The sequence below is a fragment of the Candidatus Saganbacteria bacterium genome (genome assembly GCA_026387835.1).
Taxonomy (GTDB): domain Bacteria; phylum Margulisbacteria; class WOR-1; order JAKLHX01; family JAKLHX01; genus JAPLKZ01.
In genome coordinates, this window is record JAPLKZ010000004.1 from 78,088 (window position 1) to 90,944 (window position 12,857).

At 46.9% G+C, this 12,857-nt stretch carries 12 protein-coding genes and 1 tRNA gene; 3 read left to right on the top strand and 10 right to left on the bottom strand.

Going from position 1 to position 12,857, the window contains the following annotated elements; all coding sequences use genetic code 11:
- Positions 1-18: 18 nt before the first annotated feature.
- Together thiC and NTZ10_00640 are read right to left on the bottom strand one after the other, a co-directional pair.
- The gene (thiC, locus tag NTZ10_00635) at positions 19-1,245 is read right to left on the bottom strand and encodes a phosphomethylpyrimidine synthase ThiC (protein ID MCX5748742.1); all 1,227 of its coding nucleotides are present in this window, start codon (positions 1,243-1,245) and stop codon (positions 19-21) included.
- Positions 1,245-1,799 (bottom strand): TIGR00725 family protein, encoded by a 555-nt coding sequence (locus NTZ10_00640; protein ID MCX5748743.1) that lies wholly within the window; start codon positions 1,797-1,799, stop codon positions 1,245-1,247. The genes thiC and NTZ10_00640 overlap by 1 nt, the downstream gene beginning before the upstream one ends.
- Before the next feature lie 117 nt (positions 1,800-1,916).
- Between NTZ10_00640 and NTZ10_00645 the strand changes: the two genes are divergently transcribed.
- Positions 1,917-2,753 carry an SDR family oxidoreductase gene (locus NTZ10_00645; protein ID MCX5748744.1) on the top strand — a complete coding sequence of 279 codons (837 nt, stop codon included), beginning with the start codon at positions 1,917-1,919 and terminating at the stop codon, positions 2,751-2,753.
- A 229-nt stretch (positions 2,754-2,982) separates the two neighbouring features.
- The gene (locus NTZ10_00650; protein ID MCX5748745.1) at positions 2,983-4,119 is read left to right on the top strand and encodes a PfkB family carbohydrate kinase; all 1,137 of its coding nucleotides are present in this window, start codon (positions 2,983-2,985) and stop codon (positions 4,117-4,119) included.
- A gap of 54 nt (positions 4,120-4,173) precedes the next feature.
- Here NTZ10_00650 and NTZ10_00655 read toward each other — a convergent pair whose 3' ends face one another.
- The 6 genes from NTZ10_00655 to NTZ10_00680 form a co-directional block, all read right to left on the bottom strand.
- On the bottom strand, positions 4,174-4,344 hold the full coding sequence (locus NTZ10_00655) for a hypothetical protein (protein MCX5748746.1): 171 nt from the start codon (positions 4,342-4,344) through the stop codon (positions 4,174-4,176).
- Between the two features lie 48 nt (positions 4,345-4,392).
- Positions 4,393-4,465 (bottom strand) — tRNA-Glu (locus NTZ10_00660).
- Positions 4,466-4,488: 23 nt separating this feature from the next.
- Positions 4,489-5,187, bottom strand: a complete 699-nt coding sequence (locus tag NTZ10_00665) for a pseudouridine synthase (GenBank protein MCX5748747.1) — start codon at positions 5,185-5,187, stop codon at positions 4,489-4,491.
- On the bottom strand, positions 5,184-5,546 hold the full coding sequence (locus tag NTZ10_00670; GenBank protein MCX5748748.1) for a DUF1667 domain-containing protein: 363 nt from the start codon (positions 5,544-5,546) through the stop codon (positions 5,184-5,186). Before NTZ10_00670 ends, NTZ10_00665 begins: the two co-directional genes overlap by 4 nt.
- Positions 5,547-5,628: 82 nt before the next feature.
- Entirely contained in the window at positions 5,629-6,675 is a 1,047-nt protein-coding gene (locus NTZ10_00675; GenBank protein ID MCX5748749.1) for an FAD-dependent oxidoreductase, read from the bottom strand.
- A gap of 91 nt (positions 6,676-6,766) precedes the next feature.
- Positions 6,767-8,230 carry an NAD(P)/FAD-dependent oxidoreductase gene (locus NTZ10_00680; GenBank protein MCX5748750.1) on the bottom strand — a complete coding sequence of 488 codons (1,464 nt, stop codon included), beginning with the start codon at positions 8,228-8,230 and terminating at the stop codon, positions 6,767-6,769.
- Positions 8,231-8,334: 104 nt separating this feature from the next.
- On the opposite strand from NTZ10_00680, the gene NTZ10_00685 reads away from it, so the two are divergent.
- Complete coding sequence (locus tag NTZ10_00685; GenBank protein MCX5748751.1) at positions 8,335-10,542, top strand: cyclic nucleotide-binding domain-containing protein; 2,208 nt, start codon at positions 8,335-8,337, stop codon at positions 10,540-10,542.
- A gap of 11 nt (positions 10,543-10,553) precedes the next feature.
- Here NTZ10_00685 and glpK read toward each other — a convergent pair whose 3' ends face one another.
- Both glpK and NTZ10_00695 read right to left on the bottom strand, forming a co-directional pair.
- On the bottom strand, positions 10,554-12,020 hold the full coding sequence (gene glpK, locus NTZ10_00690; GenBank protein MCX5748752.1) for a glycerol kinase GlpK: 1,467 nt from the start codon (positions 12,018-12,020) through the stop codon (positions 10,554-10,556).
- A 1-nt stretch (position 12,021) separates the two neighbouring features.
- Positions 12,022-12,846, bottom strand: coding sequence for an alpha/beta fold hydrolase (locus tag NTZ10_00695; protein MCX5748753.1), 825 nt, complete (start codon positions 12,844-12,846; stop codon positions 12,022-12,024).
- Between the last annotated feature and the right edge of the window lie 11 nt (positions 12,847-12,857).

Consider the following 12,857-nt stretch of genomic DNA (forward strand, 5'->3'; position numbering starts at 1 on the left):
TAGAAGCGGCACCGGTAATTATCGGCTGACCTTCATAGCGCAGTAGTCGCCGCACATCGTGCACACGTCTTTTCTTTTTGAGGAAAGCCTTTTGTGGTAGGAACGCGCTTTTTCGCTGTCAAGCGCGAGTGAAAGCTGTTTCTGCCAGTCAAGGGCTTTTCTTGCCTTTGACATCTCGTAGTCCCTTTTTAACGCGCTTTTTATGCCTTTGGATATGTCGCCGATATGGGCGGCGATCCTTGAGACTATTATCCCTTCTCTCACATCGTCCGCAGTCGGGAGCCCCAGATGTTCTGCAGGAGTGACATAGCAAAGAAAATCGGCCCCGGCCGAAGCAGCAAGAGCGCCTCCTATAGCGCACGCCACGTGGTCATACCCAGCCGCGATATCTGTCGGAAGCGGACCAAGGACATAGAAAGGAGCGCCGGCGCAGATCTTTTTTTCCAGCTTCATCTGGTCGATGATTTGGTTTATAGGGACATGACCCGGACCTTCGATAATAACTTGGACTCCCGCCTTTCTTGCTCTTTCCGCCAGTTTCCCTAATATTTTCAGCTCCTCTATCTGCCCGGCGTCGCCCGCATCAAAGATCGAACCCGGCCTGAGCCCGTCGCCGAGGCTTATCACGACACCGTATCTCCTGCAGATATCAAGGACCCTGTCATACTGTTCAAAGAGAGGATTTTCTTTTTTGTGCTTTTCCATCCACGCGTAAAGGAGCGCGCCTCCCCTGCTCACTATCCCCATCAGTCTTTTTTTCTTTTTTATCTCCGCAACGGACCTTTTTGTGACCCCGCTGTGGATAGTCATAAAGTCGACCCCGTCAGCCGCTTGTCTTTCGATGACGTCTAGCATTGTCTCCGCAGTGAGTTTTTCGATCCCGCCGGCTTCTATTACAGCTTGATATACGGGGACCGTTCCCAGAGGGACCGGACAATTTTCAAGTATTTTCTTCCTGATCCTGTCGATATTTCCTCCTGTGCTCAGGTCCATCACCGCGTCCGCTTTGTATTTTATGCAGACTTCGAGCTTCTTTAGTTCGCTGGCGAGAGAAGGGTAATCCTGTGAAGTGCCGATGTTCGCGTTAACTTTTGTAAGAAGACCTTTTCCCACACCGGCCGGTTTGCAGTTTTTGTGGAGCGGGCTTTTCAATATGACGATCGTCCCGTTCTTCAATCCCTGCTCGATCTGTTTTACGGGCAAGTTCTCGTCTTGAGAGATCTTTTTAATGTAGGATTTATTCACTAATATGTGATGTGTTCTTTTTTAAGAAGCTTTTTCCAGAATTTCTTTCCTAATATTTTTTCCTTCTCCCGGACTTTTTTCGCCGCTTTTACCGCGAGTTCGACGGCCTGCTCTGGGGTCTTGACGTATTTTATCGGTATCCTTTTGTGCCCTTTCCGCATAAAATGCCAGGTGTTTATCCCGAACGTCGGTATCTTGTAGCTAAGCGCGTAAGCCATCTCGCAAAGTGTGCCGTAGCTTCCTCCGATCGCGATCACCGCCTGTCCGCTTTTTACGACAAGCTTGTTCCGGCCGTAACCTATCCCGGTAACGACGGGGATATCAATATATTTGTTCGCCTCGTATCTTTTTCCACTGGGGAGTATTCCGACCGTTGTCGCGCCCGGATGTTTCTTTGCTCCTTTGCAGATCGCCTCCATGACCCCTATCCTTCCCCCGCAGAATATCACAGCTTTGTGTTTTGCGAGAAGTTCACCCACTCTTTCCGCTATCTTATAATTCTCTTTTGAAGCAACGCTCTCGCCTATCACTGTTATAAAAAGTCTTTCTTCCATGTTTTTCTCCCTTTGAAAGTTTATTCGTCGATTTCTTTGATTATAGCAAAAATGAGTGAAATTTCCAAAATATCGTGTCGATATAGACTTGACTGAAAATAAAAGGAGAAAAGGAATATGGGATCATTAAGTGTTATGTTGCCGAAAGGTCTCGCAAGATTCAATCTGAGTGGAAAAACCGCTGTAGTCATCGGCGGCACAGGCGCGCTCGGAGGAGCTATAGCACAAGGATTGGGCGAAGCGGGAGCCAGGATAGCCGTACTTGGAAGGGACAATACTCGCGGAGATCTAAGAGTCAGATCGATACAGGAACAAGGAGGAGCAGCTGCTTTTTTTAAGGCGGACGCGTTAGACAGGCTTAGTTTGGTGGATGCTCAAGGGATGATTGTTAAAAGGTTCGGCCAACCGGATATCCTTGTTAATGCGGCCGGAGGCAATAAACCCGGGGCTGTTTTAAAAGCAGATCTTCCATTTGGGAATCTTGCATTACATGATTGGGCTGAAGTATTCAATCTGAACCTCGTGGGTGGGGTATTTTACCCGTGCCAGGTATTCGGCACCGCGATGGCAAATCAAGGGCGGGGCAGTATCATCAACATCGCAAGTGTAGCAGCTCATCTTCCGTTGACAAACGTAATCGCGTACTCTTCCTCTAAAGCGGCTGTTTTGAACCTCTCGCAGTTCCTTTCGACGGTCTGGGCCACCAAAGGGGTCAGAGTCAACACGATAACCCCGGGGTTCTTCCCGGCGGAACAGAACCGCAAATTATTGTTTGAAGATGATGGCTCACCAAAACCCCGGGCTAAAGCGATCTGGAGCCATACACCGATGGGACGTTTTGGCAAACCTGAGGAGCTGATGACCGCGGCAATATTTCTTGCGAGTGATTTCAGCAGTTTTACGACCGGTTCCGACATTCGCGTTGACGGCGGGTTCCTGAGCATGACGATATAGAATATATTTCTGTCATGAACAACCAACCTGCGGCAAGAGTGCTTGCCCCGAGTTTTCTGATTATAAGCATGTATATAAAGCTTATATGCCGCGTAACTTCATTATTAATACTTTGAACATGAGATTCTAAATATTTGGCAATGATTTTGAGTGAAATTTCCAAAAAATACTTCCGATATATTGTCGTGCAAATATTAAATGCGCACAATATTAGCAGGAGGAGAAGAATATGAACACCGCGACTGTTTCGAGATACGGCCTGAATTTTCCGGAAAATTTCAGATGGGGCTGCGTCGGACTCGGTCATACCCGTGTAAGATTGAATCCCGGAACACAGGCTTACAGCCACTTGGATCCCGGAGCAAGGCTGCAGTGCATAGGCCCGACAGGCGGCGAAGCGAACGTTGCAATAAACCTTGCTGACAGCGCGGGGCTCAATACTACCATGCTGACCGCGCTGGTCAAGGGTGATCCCTGGTACGGAATGATCAAAAGAGGATACGGAGCCATGGGGGTTAATACGGACTATGCAAAAATATTTGATTATAAGCCGAGAGGTCCGGTACATGGCACTGTCTTCAGCCCTCTCGGGTACGGAGAAGAAAGCCCTGAGGTCACTTACCATGTAGCAGGCGAAGCAGCCGCACAGCTTGGACCTGCTGATTTTGACTTTGATCAGGTATTTTTCCCCGGTGCTGCATTCGCTCATACCGGCGGTATCTTTCTGACCGTCGGTGTTAATACACCGGAATTGATAATCAATTTTCTTGAGTCTGCCGGAAAAAATGATGTCATCAGGTCGTTCGACCTGAACTGGCGTAAAAAACTCTGGGCCGATAATCCCAACCAAGCTAATGCGCAAAAGATCTACAGGGATATCGTCCAAAGAGTGGAGATCCTTGAAGGCAATAAAAGCGATCTGGCCGACGCGCTTGGCATCGAAGGATTTCAATCCGGGATGGCAAAAAAAACAGATCCTCTTGATCCGACCCCGCACATGGTCATGATCACGGAGACCGTGAAACAATTTCCGAACCTTAAGGTCGTGCTGACGAACCTTCGCCATGAGATCGACACCAACCACCAGCTATGGAGCGCTCTAGCATGGGTCAACGGCAAATTCTACCACGCCCCCAAAAAAGAGATATTCGTACTGGACCGCGTCGGCGGCGGTGACGCCACCACGGCATACTTTTTGTGGTCGATGCTTAACGGCAAGACCGAACAGGAAGCGATCGACATAGCATGGGCAGCCGGCGCGCTTAAAACGGCCACTGTCGGTGACACTTTAAAAGTCGGCCCTGAAAAAGTGCTTGCCAAGGCAAAGGCCGGAAGGTCCGGCGCAGCCGCGGAGATCGCGCGTTAAGCTGACAGTTTCATTTGTATTAAAAAGAGCCCCGGTTTCCCGGGGCTTGTTTTTCTATATACCTAAAAATACTAAAAGCAATCCAACTGCAAGTGAAAGTGTAAATCCGACAGGAATCAAAGACTGGCTGATCGCCATTTTTTTAGATATCACATAAGATACCGAGCTCCACGTGAATATAAAAGAAATTATCAGAACGCAAAGCAGGACCGCTTTTCCGATCATTTTTCTTTCTCCTTTATCATTTCGTTCGGGACAAACACGTGAAAATATTAGCGCTAACGGGAGTCGAACCCGTGTCGCGGCCTTGAGAGGGCCGTGTCCTAGGCCACTAGACGATAGCGCCATACAATAAAATTATTATAGCATTCAGGCCCTTAGCCTTTTTATTTCCTCTTCGGTCAAATGTCTCCATTTGCCGGTCATGAGGTCCCCCAGTTCCAGCTCTTTTATCCTTATTCTTTTAAGTCTTACCACTTTCTTTCCTATCGCCTGGCACATCCTTCTTATCTGCCTTTTTTTGCCTTCTTTGATTATTATCCTGAAAGAATTTTTGCCGGTCTGTTTGAGTTTACAGGGTTTTGTCCTCCCCTCTTCAATGACCACGCCCCTTTCGAGCGACTTCAGCTCTTCAGCCTTTATCTCTTCAGCGTTTACTTTAACTTCGTATTCCTTCTCGCATTCGTATCTAGGATGCGTAAGGCGGTTCGCGAGCTCTCCGTCGTTCGTCAGGAGTATCAGGCCCTCGGAATCTTTATCCAAACGGCCCACGGGAAATACTTTCTCATTTATCTTGACAAGGTCAACAAGTGCCGCGCCCTGGGACCTGGAACATGAAGATATATAACCCTGGGGTTTGTTAAGTGCAATATATATATTTTTCTGGCCAGGTTTTATAAGACGGCCTTTTACGGTGATCTCGTCTTTATCAGGATCGATGCTCTGCCCGATCATGGCAAGACGTTTGTTCGCGCACACCAGCCCGTCTTCGATCATCTTTTCGGACGCCCTGCGCGAAGCAACCCCGCACTGGGAAAGATATTTCTGGATGCGTATATTTTCTTTCATTCAATATCCCTTGTGAGGATGAGATCAAATCCGGTCCCAATAAAGTTTTTTTCAATAACATCACCCGTTTTCCCCTGTGTTTTTATCCTGATATGTTTTATCCTTTCCATCGCATCGAACATCTTCTCTTTTGGTATCGGCTTGTTTGTCCTTACCGGCACCATCCTAAGTTCAAGGCCTTCCGCCAGTATCGTCGATGTCAGTATCCTCGCCGGACATTCTATTTCATTCTTCGCGTATGTCTCGCCTTTTTTGCATTCATTGCCTTTTATGAACATGAACTTTCCCGACTCGGCCTCTATCTCGAGCCTGCAACTTTTGGGACATTCGATGCATGTTATCCGCTTGTTCTCTACCATATTATCCTCAATTCAATTAATGACTAATTACTAATGACTAATGTCTAATTAATGTAAAATATTATGATCTAATAATTATTCCTTAATTAGTCATTAGTAATTTCCCTGATGCTCCAATATATTCTGCCGCCGTCCTCCCGGCTAAAATACTGTCTTTCGTCACAGAATCCGCTATATCATAGACTTTATACGAATTCCCGCAGCAAAATATTCCCGGGATAGATGTTTGATTTATCTGTCCGGAAACTGGGGAATTCGTGTTTTTATCTATCTGTGCACCGGCCATTTCCAGAAGTTCGTTCTCCGGTATTAGGCCTACCGACATCAGGACTGTGTCGCATCCGATATGGAATATCGAATCCGGAATATCTTTGAGGCTTTCATCGACATTAACCACATCAACACCTTCTACTCTGTCTTTTCCATAGATCCTCGAAACCCTGTGCCTGTAATAGATCGGGATATCAAAATCTTCTATACATTGGGAAATGTTCCTTTTAAGCCCCCTGCTCTCTTTAAGTATTTCGATGACAGCTTTTACTTTTGCTCCTTCAAGCGTGAACCTCCTCGCCATTATGAGACCGATATCCCCGGAACCGATGATTACAACTTCCCTCCCAGGCAAAAGCCCTTCAATATTAATAAGCTTTTGGGCAAGTCCTGCCGAGAAAACACCTGACGGTCTCGTGCCGGGAATATGCGTCATCTCCCTTGTCTTCTCCCTGCATCCGGTCGCCATGATCACCGCTTTTGCTTTCACTTGCTCTAACCTTCCCGGCTTTATGTAAGTGATCACCTTTTCGCCCTCACCCTTCCCCTCTCCCAGAGGGAGAGGGTGGTTATCCATAGAATTGATTTCCAACTTCACCACGAACGACTTTAAGCTTATCTCGATCCCTTTAATATCCCTGACTTTTTTTATGAACCTGTCCGCGTATTCCGGGCCAGTTAAAATATCCTTAAAATATTCGAGTCCGAAACCTGTATGTATGCACTGGTTCAGTATCCCGCCAAGATACTGGTCTCTTTCAAGCAAAAGGATGTCCTTAATACCGCATTCATACGCAGAAATGGCAGCCGCCATACCAGCTGGGCCTCCACCGACGATTATTAACTCTCGTTGTTCCATATTATCTTTAAATGACTAATTACTAATGACTAATGTCTAATTAATGAAAATATTATTATTAAATAATTACTCCTTCATTAGTCATTAAGAATTAGTCATTAGTAATTCTCCTGCCCCCTTTTATCATCTCCGATCCTTTTCCTCTCTTTGTTATTTTGGTTATCGGGATAAACATTTCCTCGGCCAAAATCTTCATCGCCCTTGTCGTGCAGAAGCTTCCGTGACATCTGCCCGACTGGCATCTCGTGCGGAACTTTATCCCGTCCATCGTCCGCGCCCCGCGTTTCACGGCTTCCCTTATTTCTTTTGCCGACACCATCTCGCATCTGCAGATTATATCGCCGTACGAAGGATCCTTAGAGATAAAATCTCTTATCTTTTTAAAAGGCATCTCAAAAATATGGACGGTCCTTTTTCTGTGTTTCTTAAAGAAAAGTTTTCTTCTCATAGACAGTCCGTTCTTTTTTAATATGTCTTTGACCATCAGCGCTATCGCAGGAGCTGAAGTCAGCCCGGGTGACTGTATGCCGGCGACATTCACGAAACCCGGGACTTTATCCTCATGGCGGATTATAAAATCTTCGCCGGCTACAGGCCTGAGTCCCGCAAAATACGCGATTATGTCATTTTCGCTGATGGTCGGGATCATCTTCCGGACGCTTTCTATCACCTTTTTCATTCCTTCATCCGTTGTTGAAAGATCTTCTTTTGAATCTACCTCTTCGGCGGTGGGACCTACCATCGGATTTCCATCTGCAGTCTTTATGACAAGGATGCCTTTTGAGTTCTTTTGCGGAAGAGGAAAGAGCAAGTGTCTGGTTATATGCTCTTTTTTCTTATCGAGAATGAACTCCTCGCCTTTCCTGGGTTTGATCGTAAAAGTATCAATATCGACAAGTCTTGAAACATCATCAGCGTAAAGACCCGCACAATTGATCACAAACCGCGACCGGAAGGTTCCGTTTGAGGTGACGATCTCAAATCTGGGGTCATTGCTGCCGACATAATACGGGGATCTCTTTATGGAAACGACTTTTTCTCCGGTCAAAATCGTCACCCCGTTGGCAGCAGCGTTCTCCGCTATATCATAAACAAACCTGTACGGGCTTATTATGCCTGCCGTAGGAGCGAAAAGCGCCGCCACGACATCTCCAGTAAGATTTGGTTCATTTGCTTTTAACCACGCGCGGTCAACTATCCGAAGTGACGGGACACCAAGCTTTTCCGCTTCGGCCTTGATCTCATTAAGACGTAATATATCTTCCTGTGAGGATGCAAGAATGAGCTCGCCGACTTCCCTGAAATCGACACCCAGCTCTTTCGCCCACTGCCTGACAAGTCTGTTTCCCTGCACGCAAAGCCTGCCTTTTAATGAGCCTGCAGGGTTCTGCGTTCCCGGATGGATTATCCCGCTGTTCGATTTTGATACTCCGAAAGCAAGCTCTTCTTCTTTTTCAAGGAGGGCTGTTGAAAGTCTATAGCGGGATAATTCTCTGGCAATCGCAGTACCTGTTACTCCCCCGCCGATTATCAGGACATCGTATATACCATTCATAGATGTCATTTTAATGATGATGGCGGTATTTATCAACCGGTTGAGATCTAAATCGCGTGAAATTCCAGATAATTTTTAACGATAGATATAGTAGAGGGATATAAATGGCTGTCTCGATGATCAACGGAGTAAGGGCAAATCCGCTTTACGTGAGCAAATCCGGCCCAAGATTCGCATGCATACAGACCCAGGGGATGGGACGTATTTTATTCGGTGCGCCTCCCGAAGTCATAAAGCATTTCATGCCTGACTTTTTTATTTCAAAAGACCCTTCCAAAATACCTACTACTCTAGTCGCTCCGAGGAATCTTTTTTCAAACGGGCATATTCTCCTTGAACCGGAGTTCCCTCAGTACGCTAATACGTATTTTGCGAACCGCAATCTCAGGATACTCGCGACCGGTGAACAGACATCAAGGATAAAGACCATACTCGGAGAGGCAAATTTCGGACCTTTGGATATCATGCCTGCAGATATAAGAAGGGAGATAGAATATTTCGCGCCGAAGAAGCCCGACAGTACGATGAAGACCATAAACGACATGGTGGATTTTAGGGAACTGGATGAAAGATCGGAGTTCAAACTGAACGGAGTGACGATCAGGAACATCGGAGAGGGCGTTTTCAGGGTATCCGAGCACGGGAGAGAGATCGCCACTGTCGATACTTCGGTCTTTGAGAACAACGGTAACGGCAAGATCGAATTTGCCAATCAGCCGTTCATACCGCCTGTGTTCGGGATGACATTCGTGGGCACGACAAGCGGATTTGATGCCTCCGGAAGGACTACAAGCATGATCCTGTGGGCCGGAACAGGCAGGAAAGGCATCTTTATAGATCCTCTTTCAGACCCGCAAGCCGCGCTTGCTAAACTCGGGATAGAGGTGACCAGCATCCCTCACGTGTTCCTGTCGCACACGCATGCCGATCATGATGCGGGCGTGCTCGCAAGCGTACTGAACGGTAACAGGGTCAATCTCATAGCATCTGCCTTGACGTATGCAAGCTTTTTAAGGAAAGGACAAGCATACAGCGGGATCGACATCTCTCATCTAATAAGCTGGATAGAAGCTCGTTTTGGGGAGACGCTGAAGATCCCCGGAATGCCGGCGCTTGAACTCGATATATCAAGGGCCTTCCATTTTGTACCGACCACAAGGTTCATTGCGAGATTCACCGATAATATCCCCGGCCTGCCCAATCGCGAGAGATCGATCGCATACAGCGCAGATACCCTTTATGGTCGGGAAATCCTTGCCAAATGCAAGGAGATCGGCGTGATAAATACTGAAAGACACAGAGACCTCACGGATTTTGTAGAAAAATGTCCGGCGGACAGACTTGTTCATGAAGCAGGCAATGTTCCCCATACGGACCCTTTGAATTTCGCGGGGCTTACGGACGAGATAAAACGAAAGATGGTCCTGGTGCATACGGGCAAAGTTCCGGACGGCGTGAACATCCCTATCGCAAGGGAAAGAGAGACTATTCCGCTTATATCTTCAAGGGACGAGACCGCGGAAATATTCCAGGCTATGTCGGGCAATAGGATATTCGGCAGCCTTCCCGCACGCCTCATCTCGCAGGTCGCCCGGAATTCAAGGATGCGGCTTTTTATAGACGGGGAAAATATCGCCCGCGAGGGTGATCCCGGCGATAATTTTTATTTTATTATAAACGGCCATGCCAGTGTCGAGGCCAAAGGCATCCAGGCAGTGCTTAAAGCCGGGGACTATTTCGGGGAAGCAAGCCTTTTGACCGGACTTCCCAAGAACGCTACCATCAAAGGTCTCTCTTCGGGGTCTTTGATAGAGATCACGAGACATGATTTTGAGCTTATGATAAAAAAGGTCCCCGAACTGCGCAGCAGGCTCAAAAACGTTCTTGAAACAAGGCCTACACTTTCCCAGATCGTGTTCTTAAAAAACCTGAAAGCCGATGCCCTGGCCGACCTTTCGTCAAGGTTTGAAGTGAAACGCGCCAGAAAAGGACAGAAGATCATCAGGCAGGGACAACAGGGAGATGCCCTTTACGTGATCAAAAAAGGACAGGTAAAGATCGTACACAAAAATGAAAAAGGACGGGTTGTACTGAAAGCTACTCTCGGTGAAAATGAGGTATTCGGCGAAATATCTCTTGTAAAAAACATGAAATGCACCGCGACAGTAGAGATTGTTTCCGAAGGGGCGGAGTTGCTTCAGCTTCCCAGGAAAGAATTCGATGACATCAGGGAAGATATGCCGGGGCTGATCTTTCATCTCACCAGACTTGCGCAGCAAAGGCTTGATCAGCTCAACAAGAGCGCTAAATAGAATAGATTGTTTTATTTCTCCAGCGTTCTCTCAACCGCTTTCTTCCACCCCTCATAAAGTTCTTTTGACTTTGCAGTATTTTGAGGTTTAAATACTTTATCAGCTCTCCCGTATCTTTCAATTTCTTTCGTGCTTTTCCAGAAACCGACAGCCAGTCCCGCAAGGTAGGCCGCACCAAGAGAAGTGGTCTCTATGATTCTCGGTCTTATCACAGCTGTCCCGAGGATATCCGCCTGGAACTGGCATAGCAAATTATTGACCACAGCTCCCCCGTCAACCTTCAATCCATTGATCGTTAAGCCCGAATCCTTTTTCATGGCTTCGATGACATCCTTTGTCTGATAGCACATCGCTTCAATTGCCGCGCGGACAAGATGGGCTCTTTTTGTCCCCCTGGTCAGGCCGCAGATTAATCCTCTGGCTGCCGGGTCCCAGTACGGAGCGCCGAGCCCTGCCAGCGCAGGGACAAAGTAAACGCCTTCATTATCTTTTATTGAAAGCGCCAGTTTTTCCGATTCAGATGCTTTTGTTATCAATTTAAGGCCGTCCCTGAGCCATTGTATCGCTGCACCCGCTATGAAGACAGAACCTTCAAGAACATAGACAGGTTCGCCTTTCGGGCCGCAGCCTAGAGTGGTGATAAGACCGTGTTTTGAATCTATTTTCTCCCTGCCGGTGTTAAGAAGCAGGAAAGCGCCCGTTCCGTAAGTGTTCTTGACCGTGCCAGGGTAAAAACACGCTTGGCCGAACAATGCCGCCTGCTGGTCGCCGGCTATTCCGCAGATTGGTATGCCGGCAGGCAGTTTTCCGGTCTTCACGGTCTCCCCGAACTTTCCTGATGAATTTTTAACTTCGGGAAGGATGCTTTCCGGAATGTTGAATATCTTTAATAGATCTTTGTCCCATTTTTTTTTTTTTATATTTAACAGCATCGTCCTCGACGCATTCGTATAATCCGTTGCATGGACCTTGCCGCCTGTCAATTTCCACAAGACCCATGAATCAGTAGTCCCGAACTTTAATTGTTTAGATTTAAACTTTTTATCTCTTTTAAGTATCCACTCCGCCTTCGTCGCAGAAAAATATGCGTCTATCGGCAGACCCGTCTTTTGTTTTATCTTTCTGCTTAAACCTTCAGCCTTCAACTTTTCACATCTTTTTGCCGTCCTCCGACACTGCCACACTATCGCGTTATAGACCGGTTTCCCTGTTTTTTTATCCCATACGATCGTCGTCTCTCTCTGGTTGGTTATACCTATCGCTGCTATCGATGAAGGATCGATCTTTGAAAGCACTTTTTGGATGGAATTATTCACGCTCTTCCAGATCTCTTCCGGCTTGTGTTCTACCCATCCTGGTTTTGGAAAATATTGGGGAAATTCCTCGTATGCGCTCGCAACGATCGTCCCGTTCTTGTCATAGATGACCGCGCGGCTGCCTGTCGTCCCCTGGTCTATGGAAAGAATGCATCTTTTCAAATCAGTCCTCTTTTTTCAGCCATTGCATAATATCGTCAAATACTTTTTCTCTTCCCTTTTCTATCGAAAGCGCGTGCAGCATCTCGGGATATTGTATAAGTTTTTTATCGTCGACCTTCAGTTTTTTGAATATCTTTTTCGCGGCCGGGGGGTCCACCAGAGTATCTTTATCGTCACCTGCCAAAAGGAACAATACGGGTATCTTTATTTTTTTCGCATTCATCGCCGACAATATCTGAGCAAATATTATTTCAAGAAGAAGTCTTGGGGTTGCGAACCTGTGCTCGTCAGGATTCTGGTCCATGACATTTTGATACTGCGTGTCCCGCGTGCACATCTTTGAATTAAAAGGCACTATGAACTGCTTTCTCGGGGCAAATATCACTGAAAGCAATATCGATATCATCTGGCCAGGAGGGAATTTTATCCTGCTTGCGAACGCCGGAGAGATGCAGATCAGGCCGTCGAACAGGTCGCCATATGATATCGCTATCATGAAAGATATCAGCGCTCCCATGCTTTCGCCGAGGATGAATATCTTTTTTCCGGGATGATCCTTCTTTATCATCTTATAAAGCAAAAGTATGTCTTTATAATAGGTCCGCAGCGAATCGATATGGCCTTTTAATCCTTTTGTCCTGCCGAAACCTTTGAGTTCGACAGCATAAGATGAGACATTGTTTTGTTTAAAATACTCGGAGAGGAATTGCCACCTGCCCGTGTGAGCGCCGAGGCCGTGGACCAGGAGCAACACTGCCTGCGGGTCATCGCACTGTGATTTTATGTATTCTATGCCATCTTCTTTGATAAGCTGGACAACCTGCATGAGGGAATTAT